This window comes from Leuconostoc miyukkimchii, assembly GCF_019656055.1.
GTDB classification, from domain to species: domain Bacteria; phylum Bacillota; class Bacilli; order Lactobacillales; family Lactobacillaceae; genus Leuconostoc; species Leuconostoc miyukkimchii.
In genome coordinates this window covers 186871-207277 of the sequence record NZ_BPKY01000001.1, presented here as the reverse complement: position 1 = coordinate 207277, position 20407 = coordinate 186871, and the positions used below count along the sequence as shown (strand labels likewise).

Sequence of the window (20407 nt, the reverse complement as noted above, 5' to 3'; positions counted from 1 at the left end):
CTTTTAACGTGTAAAATACGACTCACAATTATTTCTTAAATGGAATGTCAATCACATCAAAATCCCTAGCGATGATTGTATTTGGAAAAATATACCGGACATCAGTAATAAGTGATTTAAACATCGGCCCAATATAGCGCGCTGACAAGTGTGTCAGTACCAATTTTTCCACATTCGCTCGTTTAGCAACATTAGCTGCATTGACACTTGTGGAATGTGCATGAGACTTTGCTAGCTTAGCTTCTTCTTCACCTGCGCCGTATGTACTCTCATGAACAAGTACATCTGCGTTATGTGCAAGAATTGCAATATTATCATTCGGTCTTGTATCTAGAATAAATGTGACAATGCGACCTTTTTTGGCGGCTCCGATATAGTCGCGACCATCTAAAATACGACCATCTGGTAACGTGACTTTTTTACCTGCTTTAAGTTGACCAAATATTGGTCCTGAAGGAATAGATTCTTGACGCAATTTATCAACTAACAGCTCACCTTCATGATCTTTTTCTTCGACACGATAACCCCACGTTTCAATACGGTGTCGCATCTTTGCTGCAACGACACGAAATGTTTTGTCGTCAAAAATAACACCTTCAGTCACTTCAACGTACACTAAGGGATAAGATAATCGTGTCTCAGAGACACGTAGAGCAGTTTGAACAAACTCTTTTACCCCTTTTGGACCATAAATCGTTAAGGGTTCATTTTTATCAGCACCTTGGAAAGATCTTGAACTCAAGAATCCAGGTAAACCAAAAATATGATCGCCATGTAAATGCGATATAAATATTTTTTCAACTTTACGTGGTCGTAAAGTTGTTTTTAATATTTGATGTTGGGTTGCTTCTCCAACATCAAATAGCCATACCGCGTTACGCTCATCAAGTAAGCGTAACGCAATACTTGTAACGTTTCTAAATTTTGATGGCTGACCAGAACCAGTGCCTAAGAATTCAAGTTGCATTTTACTTTGATCGTTTTCATTAGACCATAATCATGATCGAACTTAACGCATTCTCCTAAATCAATTAGATGTTCGTATATCATCTATAACTTAACTATTTTACCATATAACACACGGTGATGAAGTCACAATCCGAATACAAAATAAAAAACAGCTTTCGCTGCTTAATTTTTACGCCAGTTTTTTTGTTGAAATGATTGACGTTGCGCTATTTCTAAGGCTTCTCGTGCGGGATCTTTTTTATAAAAATCCTGATGATATTCCTCAGCCTCGTAAAATGGTTTAGCCTCTTCAATTGCTGTTACAATTGGTTTGTCAAATCGTTTTGAAGCAATTAATGCTGCTTTTGATTTTTCAGCAACAGCACGTTGCTGATCATCTGCCACAAAAATAACCGGCCGATAACTGTCACCACGATCTTGAAATTGTCCCATCGCATCAGTCGGATCAGTTTGTTCCCAATAAATACTGACTAATTCGTCGTAAGTCATCTTTTCAGAATCAAACCAAATTTTAACGGCCTCGGTATGACCTGTTGTATGCGAGCACACTTCTTCGTATGTTGGATTAACAGTATTTCCACCCGTATAACCTGAACGTACTTTTTCAATACCTGGTAATGAGTCAAATGGTTGTACCATACACCAAAAACAACCACCTGCAAAAATTGCTGTTTCAATATTTTTTGTCATTTGGATCCTCCACGGCATCACGCGCTTCTAACGAAAAGAGCGCAGCATTTATTCTTTTTATATTACGCTAATGAGATTTAAATTTCAAAAGTTTCCTTTTGCTTGGCAAGTTTGACACGTTCAATATCTTCTTTAGCATGAATGAGATTAGTAATCAACGCATTGAAGGGCGTATCAATGTTTTCTTGTCGTCCTATTTTCGCAAAATAGCCATTCAAAAAATCAATCTCCGTGTACTTACCATTTTGAATATCTTGATACATTGATGGATAATGATTACCAGCATTTTCAGGTGCCAACAAATTTGTCAGGTCACTCATAATACCAGGAATATCAACTTTAATTCCCTGTGAAGCACCGACTTTTTGAATTTCATTAAGAATATGTAACGCCAAATCCATCGCATTACCTGCTGTGCCAAATTCCAATATATTGGCATCAAGTAACACTGATAAGGGATTCAAAACTGAGTTAATTCCAGCCTTATGCCAAATTGCCTTCAAAACGTCATCAGTCACTTCAACATTTAAATTAGCTTGGTTCAATGCTTCAACAATTGGATTTACATCTGCATTCCCAACTGCCTGTAATTTAATTGACCCTGTACCTGTCGTGTGAATTTCACCCGGTTTAACCAACGAAGATGTCCAAAGTGTGACTCCAGCTAAAATTTGATCACGACCAACATGTTTCTCGATTACTTCAATGTTACCCAAACCATTGGACAGAACTAATAATTTTGTTTTTTGTGTAATAATATTGGCTATATCAGAAAGCATGCGATCTAATTGTGGTGTTTTTGTTAGTAAGATAATTAAATCATATTCGCCAGTTACTTCTGTGGGTGTCACAATTGGCACGAAATACTTTTTAGGCGCTTGATCTTCGTGGATAACTGTTAAACCATCTGTATTGATCGCAGCGATATGCGCAGGCCAACCATCAATACCTGTGACCTCATGACCAGCATGTTGTAGCTTAACCCCCAAGCGTGAACCAAGCGCACCAAAACCTGCAATTGCTATTTTCATACTCATTTGTATCGCACTTCGATGTGCGTTTCCTCCAAATACTTTGTTCCGTTTGATTATATAATTAAATTATAAGATAATATTTTCGATATATCTAGCTTACCATACTTTAACATGGATGTTTGGGATAACACTCATAGAAAAAGCCAATAATAAGACATCATGAAACTGTCTCATTATTGGCTACGTTATCATTCAACCAAGTAATTACTATTTTTTTCTATAAAATAATAACCCTGTTGATTATTAATACCAATATCACGTAATTTGTGCAAATGACTTTGATCATCGACACCTTCTACGATTATCAATAAATCATATTTTCCATAATCATCTTGAAATTTTGAAATCATTTCTAAAGCTTTGTTCAAAGGATTTTGTTTAATTAATTGATGCGAAAATTTTATACCATCAACTTCATTGAGTAGCATGTTACAATCATTTGAATTATTATAATTATCTATATCATCTATAAGCACAGTATAACCAAGTTTTCTGGCATAACTTACAAACTTTATTATTCCTATTGAATTCGATGAACTATATTGACGCTCTGTTATTTCTAATATAATATTTGCTGCCTGTGCTTTCATATTATCTAAAAACAGATACGTATCATTGAAATCTATTTGTACAGTCTCTATATTAACAGAATATTTATACTGTTGACCATTTTTAAGTAATTGTTGTATTTTTCTTGCTAGAAAATTTAAAAATACATAATTTCCTAACTCAGTGGCAATAAAATCAAAAAAGTTTGTACCAGGAAATCGTTTTGTGCTAGTTTCTCGCAATAACAATTCATAAAATAATACAGTTGGACATCCCTTATCATCAACATCAACAACAGGTTGCTTTATAAAATAGAACTTGTCTTTCATAATTAAATTGCCTTTTCATCAAATTTTTAGATAGGATTGATCGATTTGGTTTCTTTCTGTTAATCAATATTATGATTTTTAATTTATTTATCCAAAATGATGCAATGAAATAACAAGCTCAACTTAATTGTTTTTCATTTTCTGTATTGTTTGACCCTTTAAACATGCTTCTACTAATACAATAACTAAATTATTAGGATTCATCACAAAAAAATTTTTATATATTCAAATTACACTGACTGACATAGTAATCGTCTACTTATTAAATAAATATGCTGCCCTTGAAATTATAACACAATCAAAAATTATTAATATGTATATTTTAAAGTAAGCCAAACTAAAATAGGGAACTGTTCAAAATTATTATCCTCAATTTATTAAAACAGCTAGTATCCTTCTCTACTTTCAAAACGCGTTTGCTTTTTTCCTGTTTCTTTTGCTAAATATAATAAATGATCGGCCGATTCAAATGTTCTTAAAGCATCATATGCATGATTTTCCAAATAAGCAATCCCAGCAGAAAAACTTAATTTTTCATCCGAATTTTCAATTTCTAATTTTGCAATAAACTCTTGTAATTCTTCAAAAAGATCTACTAAATTATCCACTAGTACTGTTTTTTTGATTGTAACAACAAATTCTTCCCCACCATAACGATACAACTCAAAATTTTCAATTCCTATTTTTCCTTCCAAAAAATAGTTCAATTTTTCAGAGAAAAACACTAAAACATTATTTCCAACTGTATGTCCATACTTATCGTTTATTGATTTAAAATAATCTAAGTCCACCATGATTATGGCCAATGTTTCTTCTTTGAATATTTTAGAACTAAAATTTTGTTGTAAATGATGTAGATTAAAAAATCCTGTTAATTCGTCATTATTTGCTTGACGAATTAACTCATCAATATCCATTTGCCTCTGCGTTAAATACTTATTAAAGTAATGAACAGCTGTTAACACTAAAATTGCAGAAATGACTGACACAACGTTACCGTTAAAATCATGTGCACCATTTTGTGATACATATCCACAAAACAACGTTTCAAATATCAGCATAAATATAACACAGAGCACTACCTTGATTGATTGATTAATTTTTAATAAATTTATCAACATTGTTAACAACCATGTCAATACGCCATTGGCTATAACCAACATAGCAAATGAAAGAGAAAACTGCTGCTGTAAAATGGATAAATAACCCACTATCACGAGGCTACTCAACAAAAAATAAATGTTCCCTACTCGTGAATCGATGTATGTGTAAACAAGTATTGCCAGCATATAATATAAATAAATGTTTCCCAAAACAATATTAGAAACAGAAAGAAAACTATATAAGAGTGGTAAAAAAATCACAATCACAATGAGATAGCTTTCTGCTATGTTACTTTTTTGATGAAAACGCAAAATTGGTAACAAAGAAAAACATAGTCCAATACACATCGCTGAAAGAGTTATTATATTAATAATTATTCCCAGCATAAACACCACCCTAATACTTTTATTCATAATTAATTTGACTTTTCCAAGTATAACATATTACATATTTAAGATGAATTAAAAGCCAGCTTTGAAAAAATTATTTTAATAATAAAAGACTCAAGGTATTGATGCCAATTAAATAACGGCTACAACACCCTGAGTCTTTTTAATTTATTCAACTTGACTTATCACTTGACACAAAAAAAATCTAACAATTAAATATACTTTGATAAAATTTCAGATAACTCTTCAACTTCATTTTTTTCAATTTCACCAAAACGGTTCAAACGTGGTGAATCAATATCAATAATGCCATATATTCTGTCATTCTTGTACACTGGCACCACAAGTTCAGAATTACTATCTGCATCACATGCTATATGTCCTGCAAAGTCATGAACATTTGGCACCACGAGACTTTCATTTTCTGAAAAAGCTGTACCAACCACACCAGATCCAGGTTGGATATGCATACATGCTACTTTGCCCTGAAACGGACCCAAGTCCAATGTATCGGAATTAGAATTGTAAATGTAAAATCCGGCCCAATTGATATCTTCATAATTTTGGAATATTAAGGCGGCAGCATTTGACAAATTTGAAACCACATTTGTTTCGCCTGTCAATAATGCATCTAATTGTTGACTGACCAAACTCAAAACTTTACTCATGGCTATACCTCTTTTAACTAAAGATTATAATATACTTATTATTTATAAGTAATATTACCACAGATCACGTTAAGAGTAAAATGTATTAACTACCTTGACGAGATTACCCCTTAATGCAAATAATGAATTAATATACCGCCAAGAACTAACACAATAGCACCACCCATCCTATTACCCATTTGGGCGAACGCAATCATGCTCATGCGATTCGAAGCTGATAGTACAGCAACATTTCCTGTACCACCCATACTGTTGTCACACATACCAGCAGCAATTGCAGATTCAACTGGATACAGGCCAAATAACTTGCCTATCAACGCACTTGAAATACCCATCACAAGAACGCTTGTTAATGTTAGAACCACAAATTTCCAGGTCAATGATTGTTGTAATACGCCCAAATCTATCAGTGCCAAACCAATACCTGCTAACACAGCATGGGTCAAATTATTCATAATAACTTGGTTAAACATCACAACTGATTCTTCCAAATGCTTTGGTATCAAGTTAAATCCTTTTACAAGAATGACTAAAATAATAATAAAAGCATATGTGTGCACTTTTGGTATAAAACTATTTAAAATTGTGCCAACCAAGAAAAAAGAAAAGGCAATCATCATGCCAATTCCTATCCGCGTGGCATCCAAATTTTTTATAGGTTGCGTTTTTTCGTTTTCAGTAATTGGTAACAATACACCATGTCCATCATACTTTGTATTTGCACCAATTTTCGCAATTAACGCCGCACCAATAACAGCCATTACATTTCCCAGCGTCACTGCTGGTATTAATTGTGAGAACATGGTTCCCGAACTAACTCCTAAACCTTGTGAATAAATATGTGATAATGGTACTGCTCCGGCACCAATACCACCTGCCATCATTGGCATAGAAACAAACATGACTGAATGACCAAACCCAAGCCCTAAAGCCATGCCGACTAATCCAACGGAAAAAAAGCCAATAACCATAGATGCCAATGAAACTGGAATAAATCGAACAGCAGCTTTTAACAATAAATTACGATTCATACCTAAAATTGCACCAACAATTAATGCAGCAATATAGAAATCTAATAATCCTTGCTCATTTAAAAATGTTTTAGTAGCACCCACGATATTTGAGGGAATTACACCAGTTGATGCTAGAGCAGCTGAAGCAAATATTGTAAAAACCGAGCCACCGCCAAGATATGATTTGAAAATAGGTAAAATGTTGCCAATATAATAAAATAGGTGACCAAGTAATACCAACAATAAAGTTAGTCCAAGCATGTTGAGTGGCAATTTATTTAGTGCAATTGTTATCGCTAATATTACAATCATTAGAATGTACAGCGGTAAACTGACGCCACTAATCTTAATTTTTGTCATTTTCCCTAAGCCTCATTAATATTCTGCTGACCATTTAGCATCTTTCACTGCCTGTTTTGAATCAACAATTGGTTCACGATTTAACTTTTGATCGAGAACGCTTTGTGCAGTTATTTCGGCAATTTTTTGTGAAAATTCAGTCAAATTTGACACCGGTGGTAATACAGCAGCACCTGCTTCATCAGCATCTACCAAGCCACCCAAGGCATGAATTGCTGCCGAAATTGTTTCTTGTGTCAATAACTTAGCAGTTGAAGCGACTAAACCAAAACCTAATCCCGGATAAATTAATGCATTGTTTCCTTGCCCAATTTTATAAGTTATGCCTTTATATTCTACGTTAGCAGCTGGGATGCCTGTTGCAATTAAAGCATTCCCATCAGTCCATTTAATCAAGTTTTCAGCTGTTGCTTCTGCCAACTTTGTTGGATTAGACAACGGGAAAATAATTGGACGTTTTGTATGTGCAGCCATTTCTTTAACAATTTCTTCTGTGAATGTTCCTGGCTGTGTTGAAGTACCAATCAACACAGTCGGTTTTACTGCCTTGATTACTGATTCTAAATCAGTTAATTCAGTTGCGTTTTCAAATTCTTCGTGTGAACGTGTGAATGATTTTTGTGCGTCAGTCAATCCAGCAGTGTCGTCAAACAGCAAACCTTGCTTGTCAACAAGGTAAAAATGACTACGTGCTTCTTGATCTGATAGTCCAGCTTGTTTCAACTCTGCAAAAATTTGATTGACGATACCCATACCAGCAGTACCCGCACCAAATGTTACAAATTTTTGATCAACAAGCTTTTCTTTTGAAATATTTAAAGCGCCAAATATACCAGCCAACACAATCATCCCCGTGCCTTGAATATCGTCGTTGAACGTTGCAATACTATCTTTGTACTTATCAAGAATAACTTGTGCATTAGCACGACCAAAATCTTCCCAATGCAACAAAGATTCTGGGAACAATTGTTGTTCAGCTGAAACAAATTGATCGATGAATTTAAGATATTCATTTCCGGCAATACGCGCATGCTTGTTACCCAAATATAGCGAATCATTTAACAAACTTTGATTATTCGTACCGGCATCTATGCTAACTGCAAGTACAGTAGACGGATCAATACCAGCCGCAGCTGTGTAGACCATCAACTTACCAACTGCGATGTCAACACCGTTGACACCCCAATCACCCATACCTAATATGCCTTCGGCATCTGTTACAACTACTAATTTTATATCTCTACCATCAGATGCATTTCGCAAAGTATCTGTGATATCTTCTGGTCGATCAATTGATAAGAATGCAGCATTTTGTGGGTTAGTAAAAATTTCATTATATTGTTCAATTGAATCAGCAACAACCGGATCATAAACAATTGGCATAAATTCTGACACATGTTGATCCATTAAGTGATAAAAGAGTGTTACATTCTCATTAAAAAGATTCATCAAAAATATACGTTTCTCTAGTAACTTGTCTTTTGATAGGAATTGTTGATATGCTTGCTCACTTTGCTCGTCAATTGTTTGTACTTTGCTTGGTAGCGTACCAATTAAACCTAAATTTTCACGTTCTTGCAATGTAAATGCTGTTCCTTTATTTAAAAAAGGGTTTCTTAAAATTGCATAGCCTGCTGTAGTCATCTTTATTTCCTCCAAGAAATTTGTAACATATTTAACAACAGTCTTGACTATACACGTGTGTTTGATTTATAGTCAAACTAGTCGTTTCCTATAAAATATTTTTATAACACATTTTTAAACGTTGATTTAAGGGGATTTATAATGCAACTAGAAGATTTTAAATATTTTAACGAATTATATAATCAAAAAAGTTTTACAAAAGTTGCCAAAAATTATGGTGTGAGTCAACCATCCATTAGTACGGCCATCAAACGCTTAGAAAAATTTTTCGATGTCAAACTAGTTATTCGTGGCAATACACAAGCTGAATTAAAGTTTACACCTGCTGGTGAACAACTTTTTCAACATACATTGTCTATTCTTTCAGAAGTTTCAAGTGCACAACACGAGTTAAATCACTTAAAATCTCATATTACAACAATAGGTTTACCACCGATTTTAAAAAGTGCTTATTTCGCCAAAATTGCTATTGCTACAAAACAATTTGATCGTCAGTTTAATATTACTAACATGAATATTTACGAAGCCGGATCAAATATTTTAAAAAAAGCGCTCATTGCTGGTGACATTGATATTGCTTTACTCGGTTCACTCAGTCAGCCTCATGAAAAAGATTTATTAATTATGCCCTTCGTTCAGTCGCACTTTTGTGTCTATGTTTCAAAGAAAAACACTCTAGCACAACAAAAAGCTGTGTTTTTCTCAGATTTGCAACCACAGCAATTTGTCTCGTTGGATTCAAGCTTTATTCATAACCAAGCCATTAAAGAAATGAGTTCACAAGCTGGATTTCGACCAAAATATTTTATGAGAACAAACGATATTAATTTTCTAATGAATATGGTTGGCGCAAACCTCGGTGTTGCGATACTTACGAATATTGTTAAACCAACATCGCCTGATATTGTTGTTTTGCCACTCAAAGATGACACACAGCCTTCATTTACTGGTAGTGTTGCCTTTAGAAAAAACCACGTACTCACTCAAGAAGAAAATCTGTTGGTACAAACGTTAGCACAACACGCTTAATTTAGTTCACAAAAAAACTCAACAATTAATTGTTGAGTTTTTTATGGTCTATTTATTCAAACATACTATGATTATTTTTTACCAGAATCAGTCTTTTTCTTACGCTGTAATAAAATAACAATAATAAGCAATATAATGACAATAACCAATAACACAAGTGCAATTAAAGGATATACCCAATTAGTGTTATTTGTATTAGCGTTAACATCAACATCAGATTGATTAAGTGCTTTTGCCTTTTTGGCTTCAATTTTGAATTGCTTTGTAAATTGCCAAGTTTTACTTTGATTATTAGACTTTCCTGTCACCTTCATATGGTAAGTGTACTCACCAGGCTTCATTTCAGTGCCATTCAATGATATTGGATATCGAAAAAGGCTGTTCGGTGCTATTTGCATATCATGTTTAATCGACGTGTATACTGGTTTTTTACTGTTTTTAGCATAAACTTTGGCATCTACCTTAACCTCAGATAATAATACCGCTTGATTATTTTTTATTTCTGCATTAATAACATTACGATAATTTTCTTGTCCTGGTTTAACAGATATAAGTGATAAGTTTGGTTTCACCACTTTATCATTTTCTCTCAATAAAATGGCGACTGCATAGGCAAACTCATTTTGAATAGTTGTATTTTTTTTACTATCGCTCTGATTAACTTCACTAGATTTTTGTTGGAATGTCAAGCCACCAAGTAGAATACCATCAAATGATTCCTTTGGCATTGTAATATGAAAAGTAACATTTTTAGAAGAACCAGCAGGAAGAACTAGACTGGATGGCCCCTTAACAACATCACTAATTGGATATGTTAAAGAATTATCATTTTTAATATTTGTTTTTCCATATTCGACTACACCATTCGAGTTAGTTTTAGCAGGATTAACACCTATTTCAACAGTAATGTTCTTTTTTGTATCATTTTTCAATGTAACAATGATATCTTGCTGCTGGTCAGGAACCAGTTTCAGATTGAAGTAAGTTTTTGATTTATCAATTTGATTATCAGGAATAACCGTATTAACTGAAAATGATATTTCGGATGCATACGATGAAATAATCAACAAAGAAAAAAAAGTAGCTACAACTATAAAATGTTGAAAAAAACTTTTTGGTCTAATCTTTTTTCTGTTAGGGCGCATCATTAATAGTCCATGTTAAATCTGCTGTATACTGCCCAGCCTGTTGAATATTTTTGAGATCTGTGATTTGAAATTCATAGTACGGATTATCTTGATGTGCTTTATTCCAAGTCCAATCTTGGAGTGGATACCACATACTTTCTTGGTTCCCACTCCAACGCCAATAGTTAATAATACCCGAACCCTGATTAATATTTTGTGTATGGCTGTTTGAAGGTACTTTCGGATCTGTATAAATTAAATTCCAAATTAATGCTTGTTGTTCAGTAAGGTTATTGCCATTAAACTTTTGGTTAGACACAGACAAATTAATTTTTAAGTTACTATCCTTTTCCCCTCCGACTATCAATTGTCGTTGTTCAGATGATGACCATTCTTTAGTAAGCGAATTAGCCGAGTTAATTGATATTTTGCCAAAATCAATATTTTCAGGAACATCCAAACTAGACTTTGGTTTATTGTCATCCGTTGGCATATCAATATCAGAAAATGGTGTCAATGGCATTTGAGTCGAGTGATTAACTTGATTGGCAACCACACTACCTGTATATCCAAAAGATGTATTAACAGTAGCTGAAGGAGCTAATATTAATCCTAAATTAACATCACTCTGACTTTCTAAACTAATAGTTCTATCAAACTGCTGATTTTGATCCATGTTATAAAAATTGAACATCACTTTTTTGCCAATTAATGATTGGTTTTGAGAGCCTAAACTAAGCATTAAGTCAGTTGTAGCATTCATATTCACTATAATATTTTTTACATCAGCTGGCATATTCGAAGATGTTGAATTATAAAAAGTCTGCAATTCAGTTAAATTTTTAAAATTGATATATAATACACCATTAACAGGATTCAAATTTTTTAAATCAACATTTTGTTTTCCCCAAACACCTGGATCAGTAATTATAGGATTGTTATTTTGAGCAAATTCCGCAATTTTCTTTGAGTTTTCTTTTAAACGATTGAATTCATTATCAAAATTTATTTGATTACTATTTTCACGATACAATCCATTGTTAGATATATTAACATTATTATTACCATCGGTTAGCATGGCTGAGTTTTTGACATAACTAAATATATTCCCCAATACTAACTTACCTGAATTATTATTAACAGTTCCCCATGAAGTTTTGATTTCAGATTGAATATAAGATGTCGTATTCTTTGTCCCTATACTGCTATCACTTAATAAACTTTTTGTGGCAAAATTACCAGTCAATGGCTGATAATTTGTACTTGAAATACGATTAGCAAAGATATTGAAATTGGCAGCAATACCTAATATACCTGTTTGATCGACTGGAAAACTAGTAACCCAGTTCCCAGCGTCAGTTAATCCGGAATTAACAGTGGTACCAGATTCATTAGCCAACTGTTTTATTTTGTTTTGTCGCAATGCTTTTGCTTGTAACTCGTTCATAGCTATTGTAGGTTTGTTAACCCTATAATAAACAACAAATATACCCGAAAATACTATCAGAGAAGTAATCAAAAAAACAATTTTTTTATTATGGATCATAACATACTTCCTTCCCATATAAAATCATGAATCATATATAAATGGGCACACCATTAAGAAGATTTCACAAATATTTTCCATCTTTGTAAATTATTTGTGAAAAAATAAAAAGCAAAATCTCTTTTGCCTTTACCTCTTAATCTACTAAATAACCTGATCCATTGGTGACAAATAAAAACGGTTTACTAAATTATTTAGACCTATTCGCTTTTTTTCTTAAAATAAAAAGAATAAGTAAAATACCAATAACAATTAAAAATATAATACCAATAATAATTAAAATATTCGTATGGTTGTTGGTATTAGCAGAAACATCAACATCTGACTGATTAAGACCAAATGCTTCCTGACGCTTGATCGTAAAATTTTTACTAAAATGCCAAGTTTTGGGTTCTTTATAAGCGGTGCCAGTCACTGCTAACTCTAATCGATACTTTCCTGCTTGCATTGGTGTACCCTGCAATGATACAGGATACTTAAACTGACTGTTTGGTGTAATCTGCATATCAGACTTGATAGCCGTATATACTGGTTTTTTACCTTTTTCAGAGTATATCTTCGCGACAACCTTAACATTTGACATTAACAAAGATTGATCATTTTGTAAATTAACATTAATCACATTATGCCCGTTGTTTTGCCCAGCTTTTATCGACTGCAAATTAATATTAGGGGTCACCTGATCATCTGACTCTTTCAAGATCATAGCTACCGCATAAGCATATTTGTTTCGAATGCTGGCAGCATTACTAGACGATTTTGATTCATTATCATCTACTTGATTGAATGTAATACCACCTAGTAAAATTCCTTTGTAGCTATCTTTTGGCATTGAAATGGTAAATGCAACATCTTGTGCTTTACCTGCTGGTACCGTAATACTCTCTGGATAAGACACAATTTCATTTAGTTTGTATTTCAACGATTTGTCCCAACTAGTCAGTGTTTTAGAATAATCAATTGTTCCATTAATCGATGTTGATGCACTCTGCACATTAATATTAACCGTTGTCGGCTTATCCGTGGTGTTATATACCGTTGCTGTGACAGTTTGCTTTTGACCAGGTACCATTTTCAACTGATAAAAGTCATTATTTTTATCAATTTGATTAATTGGCACATTTGTCTTAACAGTGAAAGATAAACCCGATCCTGTTGTTGATTCATCAGCATGCGCTAAAATTGGAAAAAATGAGCAGGCAAACAACATAATCAACATAGAAGTCATAAACCGATGTTTTTTGATCCATGTACTATTCATTGTGATATTTAATTTCCTGAAGTAGGATCAAGAGATAATTTCCATGTAATATTTGAATCATACTTTGCAGCGGATTGGGTATTTCTAGGAACATACAAACCGACACTGACAGCAGCCGTACCTTGGTCACCGGCAGTGAACAAATGTGTGCCGTTAGCTCCCTTTACCAAAGAATTTGATGATCCATCAGCTTGCATACTAAACGCACTTTCATTTGCAGTAGCATTTGCTGCTGCATTTTGTGCATTGATCAAACTAGCAAAGTTATCTCCAAGTGTTGTAGCACCAGTAAGTGTTGAATTTGTACCGGCAGTCACATTTTGATCATTGACATTTCGAAAAATAAGCGCAGCACCATCTAACTTATCTTTACCAGTTGAATCAGCTTGATTTGTAAATGCACCCACACTAACATCCAGTTTCCAGTTACTACTGTTCTTTGAGCGTAGATCGGATACTTGAACAAAATTAGGACGACCTTCAGCTTGCGTATTAGCAAAAAATACCTTATCACGAATCTGGTTCACTTTGTGCGTATTAAAATTAAAATTAGGGACGTAAGCTAAATAAAGCCCATTATCAATAGAGTTAGTCAGATCGGCTTTTCCATCAGTTGGACCCGGTGTAAACTCCTTTGTATTATCATTTGGATCTAAAATTTTAATACCGTCTGTACTTTGTTCAAAAGTAACAGTTCCATTTGAAACACTATCTGCGGACACTTGGCCTACAGATACTAACGCTGTTGCTGCTACAGATCCTAATAGCAGTGTTGTATATTTTTTATTAATCATGGTTCTCTCCCTATTTCTTTTCCATCTATCCCATACGTTGACTGACGAAATGTGTGCAATAATACCAGTACAATTGTAATGTAAAGAGTAATTAAAAACAAGATATCTACTTCTAATGAAATTCCTGTATTAGGCAACGCATTTCTTTTTTCTTGATAATTATTTACACCAATAAATATGTCACTCGTCGATGCATTATTTTGAGGACCAAGTATATAGTATTCGCTTGTAGTGTGACTATCTACTGGAATACCAGTATCATTTGAAAAACTAATGGTTGCATAACTATCTGAATCAATATCAGTTCCCATTTCTTAATTCTCCCAATAAAGTGACTCATTATAACCTTAATGCTCATTACATCTATAATCTATTAAACCATGATTAGTGACTTGTCACAAGAGAAAAAATAGACACGTTATCTTTCTGAGAAATCAAAAAAACAATATTAATCACTCGTTTAGCAAGTAATTAACATTGTTTTTAATACGTTAGTCATCTAACCGGTTGACAGCAGATTTTGGTTGGTCACCATGTAACACACGTACGATATCTTGTGTTGCATCAACTGCCATTCTGGCTTTTGTCTCAATAGTATTTGAAGCAATATGGGGTGTTAGCAAAACATTTTCTAAACTAACCAATTCATCAGTTACTGGCAAAGGTTCTTCTTCAAAAACATCCAGCGCGGCACCAGCAATGTCACCATTTTTTAAAGCATCAACTAATTCTGATGTCACAATAATGATTCCACGTGCCATATTAATCAAGTAGGCGTCATTTTTCATCATTTTAAACTCCGCAGTACCGATTGAATGTTCTGTTTCAGGTAGTGCAGGTAGATGAACCATGACATAATCTGATGTTTTGAAAATCGTATCACGATCAACAATTTCAACTGTATCGGTTGATTTGGCGAATGGATCATATGCAATTACCTTGACATCAAAACCACTTAACTTTTTAGCAACTTGTTGACCAATGCGACCAAATCCAAGGATTCCGACGGTTTTACCAGCGACATCACGACCAGGATGTGTTTTACGATATTTCCAGTTGTCGTCATAAATCGCCTTAGAATCTTGATATAAGTTCTTACTAATTGCAAGTAATTCTAATACAGCTGTTTCAGCAACTGAATCAGATAAAGCTTTAGGTGTGTTAACCACGTAAATACCGCGTTCTGTCGCTGCTTCAACATCGACTGCATCATAGCCTACACCGTTTCGAGCAATAACTTTTAAATTAGGCATAGCGTCCATAATGTCGGCATCAAATGGCTGTGTGCCAATTAAAACGGCATTTGCATTGCTACCTTCTTTTTTCATCACATCACGATCACGCCCCGACCCAACAATCACATCAAAACCTGCATCTGTTAAAATTTTCTTCCCAACTGCTGGAATATCATCTGGTAAATATACTTGTTGTGTCATAATTTTATCTCGCTTTCTGTTCTGTTAAGTATTTTTCTAACTGTTCAGGTGTCGGATAACCATCGTTGTCGCCAGTTGTTTGCACCTGCAACGCACCAACTGCATTGGCACGTTCAACTGCTGAAAGTGTTGGTAACCCTTCAATTAATCCAGTAATTAACCCTAAAGCAAAACCATCCCCAGCACCAACTGTATCCACCACCTGTTGCACTTTAAATCCTGGGACAGTATAACTATCACCTGACTTATTTTTGACATAAGCACCGGCTGGACCAAGCTTTACTACCACGGTCTGTGTCCGGTCACTGTTTTCTAAGTAAAAATCAGCTATTTTTTCAGGATCACGTGATCCCATCAATATCTCACCTTCATTAATGCCAGGCAAAACAATTTCGCCATATCTAGCTAAATCGTTAATTGTTTTAATCATCACATCTTTTGATTCCCATAGTGCCGGCCGTAAATTAGGGTCAAATGTTGTACGAATCCCACGCGAAATGAGTTGTTCGGCGAAATATCGAAATGCTTCGCGTGCCTGTGCTGAAATGGCTGGAAATATACCCGATAAATGAGCGATTTTAACACCATCAAAATTAATATGATCAATATTTGACTTATCAAAATGTGCTGCGGCTGATCCACGACGAAAATTATAGGTCGCTGGATCGCCTTTGTCAACTAATTCTTTTAGTTGAAATGCTGTCCAATTATTTTCATCTGTAGAAATATAATGATTACCGACATGATGTTTGGCTATTTCATTCACTGCAAATTGTCCTAATGGATCAGCCCCAACTTGAGAAATGTATTCCGTACTGTGACCTAAACGACTAGCCCCAATCATAACGTTTAATTCGGCTCCGCCCAAAAATTTATAATAATTGATACTATCAACTAATCCAGCATTTAAATCTGTTGATGTAAAGGTGACAATTGGTTCACCTAATGTCAAAATTTCACTCATTTTCTCTCCTTCAATATTTCAAGTTAATGTCCAAAAAATGCATAGACAATCAGCTCATTGACAATTGATATGATCCACATAACCGGAATTCCCATTTTCAAAAATTCTTTTGTTTCCAGTTTAGAATATGTTAGCGCCCATGAATTCCACGACTGCGTCAGATCAATTGAAACTGCCATGATGCTTGCCGTGTAAAGTAATGGTAGCAAGAAAATCGGCTGGAATGTACCAGTTGCAGCAAGCACCGCTGCCGTAGCAGCACCAGCACCCCAGACATGCAATGGTCCACGGAATAATGCCAACGGTGCCAAAATACCAACTGCTATTGCTAATACCAACGGACTACTTGGCAAAACAACTGCAATAATGTCTTTGAAATGCGGTACATTCATCGTTGCCGCACCAGCAAACATTACTAATGCCATCAAAAATATAATTAATCCTGAAATATCATTAATTGCTTGAGACACTGTTTTGTTAATAAATTCAACTAATTCCTTGTAAGATTTCATTTGACCAGTTAAAAGTAAGGCAATGATTGTTGCTAACAATAGTGCTGGAATCGCATCCCAGTGAAAAAACATATTTAATGCAACTGGTAACACGGGTACAACGAAAGTAATTGGATGTGTCTGTTTAAAGTCAACTTGACTGTTGGCTGCAATCGTTTCAATTTTGCCATTTTTGATTTGTTTACTATTTATTAAAATAAATATAATTACACCAAGTAATTGGACACTCATGGCAGTTAGACCAAAGGCTAAATATTTGCCGGAAAAACTGACCGATGGAAAAAATGCCTTAATTTGATTAAACAACACGACGTTAATATACATCGGTGCGCCAATTGCCATCGTAAACGCTGGAATGGCTATTTTTTTAGGAACGCCAATTGACAACAAAATTGGAATCAAGATCACACCAATCGCAATGACTGAGCCAACACCGTAGGCTGATGAGAATATCAGTGCAGTAACCAAAACAACTAAAATAGCCGCCAATATAGGTGCCTTACGACCAACCTTTTGAGTCTGTGCGGAGATTGAACCTGCAATACCAGAATCAACCAATACCCGACCAAACCATGATCCAAAAACAATATATATGATTGTCGGCCCATAATTCAATGCTGGCTTTGCAATAACCTCTTGAACGACTTGATCAAAAGGTACAAGGCCAATTATTGACCATAGTAACGCCATCACAAAGAACCCAATGACTAAGTTACCACCTTTGATAATATAAAAGATAAAGCCAATAAATGTTAGTAGTAACAAAATGCTGATAATAATATTAATCATGATCAACCTCAACCCAATGGGATCAGCGCCTGCACGCCATCACGAATTGTCTGTTCATTTGCTGTCGGATATTCAACTGCCACTGGCACATTTTGTGGCAAAATTTTCAGAATTTCTTGCCAGCGAATTTCGCCGTCATTTAGTGGAACAGTTACTAAATTACTCCCTGTTCCTTTATCATCTTTCACATGAATATAACGCACATAAGATGCTAATTCTTGGGCTGCGATTTCTTCATCTTCGCCTACATAACGCCAATTACCCATATCATACACATAACCTATGTCTAATTTTTCAGCATGCGCGGCTACCATGAATTTTTCAATTGCAGCAATTTTACCAGAAGTTTGTGTTTGATCATTTTCAATATTTGTCTGTATACCGGAAACAAGTACACTTTCAAGCATTGTAATATCTTCAGGTACTAATGACTCAAAATCTCCAATGTTGAATTTAATGACTGTGACACCTAGCTGTTTGGCTTCCTCATAATATTGACTCAGCTTTGGATTGACACGATGATTCACAAATAGTTCATCTGGTACTGAATAAAATAGTTTTAACCCCTCTGATTCAGCATAGCTTGCAATTGCTGGTGATTCTGATGCAATGTCATCAAAGTATTCTCGTCGTAATTCTGCTGAATGTATGTCCAACGCAACAACCTTTTTTAACATCTCTAATTGTTGTTCCCCTCTATCACGATCATCCGAGAATACTAAGTGGTTTAATACAATTTGCGATTTATTCATGATGCGCTCCTTAATATTTATTTAAATCAGTCACGTGTGCCAACAAATCATCAAATCCTAAATCTGATAAATTATTTGGTTGTGTGCGATCAAAGTTTTCACCTTCTATTTTATTGAACTTCTCAACAAGGAAATATGCCGATAAGTACGCAGCTAACTCTTTTTTGGCCATCACCTCAAGTTCTTTTGGATTGAACTCAAAATTAAATGATGAAATAAAACGTAAGGCAAATTTTTCTGGATCAATATAAATTTTCTCTTTTTCCATGTTCCTGTCCTTTTTAGTTTACCGTTTTCGGAAACCGGTTTACAAGATATATTGTAAACGGTTACAAAGATTTGTCAACCCCTATTTTTATTTTGTCGTATAATATCTACATGGATAAAAAACTCACAATTAATGATATTGCTGCTCAAGCAAGCGTTTCAAAAACAACAGTATCGCGCTATTTGAATGGTAAATTCGATAATATGTCAGCTGCCACAAAGATTCGCATTGAACAAACCATTGCTGAACTCGATTATCGCCCCAGTCGTCAAGCTCAGGCATTAAAAGCCCGGAACTCGTTTTTAATTGGTGTTTCTGTTGCTGATATTTCTAATATGTATACTTCACGTCTGTTAAAAGGTATTGGTGCCTATTTTCAAAAAACGACTTATCAAGTTCTCATTATGGATGCTGATAATACTGTTGATCGTGAGTTAAACAATCTCGAAAAAATGATATCAGAGCAAGTCGATGGTATTATTTTACAACCACTCGTCCACCAGCCCGATCACTATCAATTTTTAATCGACCAAAAAATTCCTGTTGTTCAGGTTGACCGCTATATTGAACCCTTCACTTGGCCTGCTGTGGTATCTGATAATTTCCAAAAATCTGTTGAACTTGCTCAAATATTTAAAGACAAACATTATGACACGATCATTGTTTTAGCTAATCACATTCAAGGTATATCAAGCCGTATGAATCGACTCAATGGATTAAAGGCTGGTTTAAATGATAGCCCTATCACAGTAGATCTCATTGAAATTGATGATTCGAATTGGCAAGCGGTTCTCAAAGATAAATTACATACCACGAATCGTATAGGCATTTTTGCACTGAATGGCCAGGTTTTATGGTCAGCAGTTCGTTTTTTGAAACAACAGCAGATAAATGTACCCGAAGACGTTGGTTTAATTGGATATGATGATGATCAATTTGCAGATATGCTTTCACCAGCTATTGCATCTGTTGCACAAAACCCACAAGAAATTGGCCGAACAGCTGCCGATAAATTAGCACATAGCATTAAAGACGATGTTATTCTCACAAAAAATACGCGTATTCCCTCAACTATTCAAATGCGTGATTCCCTGTAGCATGATTTCTTCTGAAAAATTCAAGGTAAAAAATAAATGGCTAGTCATCGGTATAATACCGATGACTAGCTATTTATTTTTTA

At 34.6% G+C, this 20407-nt stretch carries 20 protein-coding genes; 2 read left to right on the top strand and 18 right to left on the bottom strand.

Annotated features, from left to right (window positions below; translation table 11 throughout):
* Positions 1 to 28 precede the first annotated feature (28 nt).
* From rnz to K5Q13_RS00905, 8 genes are all read right to left on the bottom strand, one after another.
* Positions 29 to 967 (bottom strand): ribonuclease Z, encoded by a 939-nt coding sequence (gene rnz, locus K5Q13_RS00940; protein WP_220738919.1) that lies wholly within the window; start codon positions 965 to 967, stop codon positions 29 to 31.
* A 164-nt stretch (positions 968 to 1131) separates the two neighbouring features.
* Positions 1132 to 1659 carry a peptide-methionine (S)-S-oxide reductase MsrA gene (msrA, locus tag K5Q13_RS00935; protein ID WP_220738917.1) on the bottom strand — a complete coding sequence of 176 codons (528 nt, stop codon included), beginning with the start codon at positions 1657 to 1659 and terminating at the stop codon, positions 1132 to 1134.
* A gap of 77 nt (positions 1660 to 1736) precedes the next feature.
* The gene (locus K5Q13_RS00930) at positions 1737 to 2690 is read right to left on the bottom strand and encodes a ketopantoate reductase family protein (protein WP_220739515.1); all 954 of its coding nucleotides are present in this window, start codon (positions 2688 to 2690) and stop codon (positions 1737 to 1739) included.
* A gap of 191 nt (positions 2691 to 2881) precedes the next feature.
* Positions 2882 to 3571, bottom strand: coding sequence for an EAL domain-containing protein (locus tag K5Q13_RS00925; protein ID WP_220738915.1), 690 nt, complete (start codon positions 3569 to 3571; stop codon positions 2882 to 2884).
* Between the two features lie 386 nt (positions 3572 to 3957).
* Positions 3958 to 5061 carry a GGDEF domain-containing protein gene (locus tag K5Q13_RS00920; protein ID WP_220738913.1) on the bottom strand — a complete coding sequence of 368 codons (1104 nt, stop codon included), beginning with the start codon at positions 5059 to 5061 and terminating at the stop codon, positions 3958 to 3960.
* Between the two features lie 215 nt (positions 5062 to 5276).
* Entirely contained in the window at positions 5277 to 5732 is a 456-nt protein-coding gene (msrC, locus tag K5Q13_RS00915) for a free L-methionine (R)-S-oxide reductase MsrC (protein WP_220738911.1), read from the bottom strand.
* A gap of 110 nt (positions 5733 to 5842) precedes the next feature.
* Entirely contained in the window at positions 5843 to 7105 is a 1263-nt protein-coding gene (locus K5Q13_RS00910; protein ID WP_220738909.1) for a 2-hydroxycarboxylate transporter family protein, read from the bottom strand.
* A gap of 15 nt (positions 7106 to 7120) precedes the next feature.
* Complete coding sequence (locus tag K5Q13_RS00905) at positions 7121 to 8749, bottom strand: malolactic enzyme (protein WP_220738907.1); 1629 nt, start codon at positions 8747 to 8749, stop codon at positions 7121 to 7123.
* A gap of 141 nt (positions 8750 to 8890) precedes the next feature.
* Between K5Q13_RS00905 and K5Q13_RS00900 the strand changes: the two genes are divergently transcribed.
* On the top strand, positions 8891 to 9778 hold the full coding sequence (locus tag K5Q13_RS00900) for a LysR family transcriptional regulator (RefSeq protein WP_220738905.1): 888 nt from the start codon (positions 8891 to 8893) through the stop codon (positions 9776 to 9778).
* Between the two features lie 71 nt (positions 9779 to 9849).
* Here K5Q13_RS00900 and K5Q13_RS00895 read toward each other — a convergent pair whose 3' ends face one another.
* From K5Q13_RS00895 to K5Q13_RS00850, 10 genes are all read right to left on the bottom strand, one after another.
* Positions 9850 to 10926: a WxLIP family cell surface protein gene (locus K5Q13_RS00895; protein ID WP_246574097.1), complete on the bottom strand. Its 1077-nt coding sequence runs from the start codon at positions 10924 to 10926 to the stop codon at positions 9850 to 9852.
* The gene (locus K5Q13_RS00890; protein ID WP_220738903.1) at positions 10913 to 12451 is read right to left on the bottom strand and encodes a collagen-binding domain-containing protein; all 1539 of its coding nucleotides are present in this window, start codon (positions 12449 to 12451) and stop codon (positions 10913 to 10915) included. The genes K5Q13_RS00895 and K5Q13_RS00890 overlap by 14 nt, the downstream gene beginning before the upstream one ends.
* A gap of 190 nt (positions 12452 to 12641) precedes the next feature.
* Positions 12642 to 13712 (bottom strand): WxLIP family cell surface protein, encoded by a 1071-nt coding sequence (locus K5Q13_RS00885; protein WP_220738900.1) that lies wholly within the window; start codon positions 13710 to 13712, stop codon positions 12642 to 12644.
* 8 nt (positions 13713 to 13720) lie between these two features.
* Positions 13721 to 14506: a WxL domain-containing protein gene (locus K5Q13_RS00880; RefSeq protein WP_220738898.1), complete on the bottom strand. Its 786-nt coding sequence runs from the start codon at positions 14504 to 14506 to the stop codon at positions 13721 to 13723.
* A complete protein-coding gene (locus K5Q13_RS00875) occupies positions 14503 to 14817 on the bottom strand; it encodes a hypothetical protein (protein ID WP_220738896.1) in 315 nt (104 codons plus the stop codon). The genes K5Q13_RS00880 and K5Q13_RS00875 overlap by 4 nt, the downstream gene beginning before the upstream one ends.
* A gap of 180 nt (positions 14818 to 14997) precedes the next feature.
* Entirely contained in the window at positions 14998 to 15942 is a 945-nt protein-coding gene (locus K5Q13_RS00870; RefSeq protein WP_220738894.1) for a phosphoglycerate dehydrogenase, read from the bottom strand.
* A gap of 4 nt (positions 15943 to 15946) precedes the next feature.
* Complete coding sequence (locus K5Q13_RS00865) at positions 15947 to 16906, bottom strand: sugar kinase (protein WP_220738892.1); 960 nt, start codon at positions 16904 to 16906, stop codon at positions 15947 to 15949.
* A gap of 23 nt (positions 16907 to 16929) precedes the next feature.
* Entirely contained in the window at positions 16930 to 18207 is a 1278-nt protein-coding gene (locus tag K5Q13_RS00860) for a gluconate:proton symporter (protein WP_220738890.1), read from the bottom strand.
* A gap of 8 nt (positions 18208 to 18215) precedes the next feature.
* On the bottom strand, positions 18216 to 18959 hold the full coding sequence (locus K5Q13_RS00855) for a sugar phosphate isomerase/epimerase family protein (protein ID WP_220738888.1): 744 nt from the start codon (positions 18957 to 18959) through the stop codon (positions 18216 to 18218).
* Positions 18960 to 18969: 10 nt separating this feature from the next.
* Positions 18970 to 19227, bottom strand: a complete 258-nt coding sequence (locus K5Q13_RS00850; RefSeq protein WP_220738886.1) for a hypothetical protein — start codon at positions 19225 to 19227, stop codon at positions 18970 to 18972.
* A gap of 110 nt (positions 19228 to 19337) precedes the next feature.
* Between K5Q13_RS00850 and K5Q13_RS00845 the strand changes: the two genes are divergently transcribed.
* Positions 19338 to 20324, top strand: coding sequence for a LacI family DNA-binding transcriptional regulator (locus K5Q13_RS00845; RefSeq protein ID WP_220738884.1), 987 nt, complete (start codon positions 19338 to 19340; stop codon positions 20322 to 20324).
* Positions 20325 to 20407 lie beyond the last annotated feature (83 nt).

Bases quoted from the DNA above. Each gene is read 5' to 3' on its own strand.
- rnz (WP_220738919.1), bottom strand. From the start codon at position 967: ATGCAACTTGAATTCTTAGGCACTGGTTCTGGTCAGCCATCAAAATTT.
- msrA (WP_220738917.1), bottom strand. From the start codon at position 1,659: ATGACAAAAAATATTGAAACAGCAATTTTTGCAGGTGGTTGTTTTTGG.
- K5Q13_RS00930 (WP_220739515.1), bottom strand. From the start codon at position 2,690: ATGAAAATAGCAATTGCAGGTTTTGGTGCGCTTGGTTCACGCTTGGGG.
- K5Q13_RS00925 (WP_220738915.1), bottom strand. From the start codon at position 3,571: ATGAAAGACAAGTTCTATTTTATAAAGCAACCTGTTGTTGATGTTGAT.
- K5Q13_RS00920 (WP_220738913.1), bottom strand. From the start codon at position 5,061: ATGCTGGGAATAATTATTAATATAATAACTCTTTCAGCGATGTGTATT.
- msrC (WP_220738911.1), bottom strand. From the start codon at position 5,732: ATGAGTAAAGTTTTGAGTTTGGTCAGTCAACAATTAGATGCATTATTG.
- K5Q13_RS00910 (WP_220738909.1), bottom strand. From the start codon at position 7,105: ATGACAAAAATTAAGATTAGTGGCGTCAGTTTACCGCTGTACATTCTA.
- K5Q13_RS00905 (WP_220738907.1), bottom strand. From the start codon at position 8,749: ATGACTACAGCAGGCTATGCAATTTTAAGAAACCCTTTTTTAAATAAA.
- K5Q13_RS00900 (WP_220738905.1), top strand. From the start codon at position 8,891: ATGCAACTAGAAGATTTTAAATATTTTAACGAATTATATAATCAAAAA.
- K5Q13_RS00895 (WP_246574097.1), bottom strand. From the start codon at position 10,926: ATGATGCGCCCTAACAGAAAAAAGATTAGACCAAAAAGTTTTTTTCAA.
- K5Q13_RS00890 (WP_220738903.1), bottom strand. From the start codon at position 12,451: ATGATCCATAATAAAAAAATTGTTTTTTTGATTACTTCTCTGATAGTA.
- K5Q13_RS00885 (WP_220738900.1), bottom strand. From the start codon at position 13,712: ATGAATAGTACATGGATCAAAAAACATCGGTTTATGACTTCTATGTTG.
- K5Q13_RS00880 (WP_220738898.1), bottom strand. From the start codon at position 14,506: ATGATTAATAAAAAATATACAACACTGCTATTAGGATCTGTAGCAGCA.
- K5Q13_RS00875 (WP_220738896.1), bottom strand. From the start codon at position 14,817: ATGGGAACTGATATTGATTCAGATAGTTATGCAACCATTAGTTTTTCA.
- K5Q13_RS00870 (WP_220738894.1), bottom strand. From the start codon at position 15,942: ATGACACAACAAGTATATTTACCAGATGATATTCCAGCAGTTGGGAAG.
- K5Q13_RS00865 (WP_220738892.1), bottom strand. From the start codon at position 16,906: ATGAGTGAAATTTTGACATTAGGTGAACCAATTGTCACCTTTACATCA.
- K5Q13_RS00860 (WP_220738890.1), bottom strand. From the start codon at position 18,207: ATGATTAATATTATTATCAGCATTTTGTTACTACTAACATTTATTGGC.
- K5Q13_RS00855 (WP_220738888.1), bottom strand. From the start codon at position 18,959: ATGAATAAATCGCAAATTGTATTAAACCACTTAGTATTCTCGGATGAT.
- K5Q13_RS00850 (WP_220738886.1), bottom strand. From the start codon at position 19,227: ATGGAAAAAGAGAAAATTTATATTGATCCAGAAAAATTTGCCTTACGT.
- K5Q13_RS00845 (WP_220738884.1), top strand. From the start codon at position 19,338: ATGGATAAAAAACTCACAATTAATGATATTGCTGCTCAAGCAAGCGTT.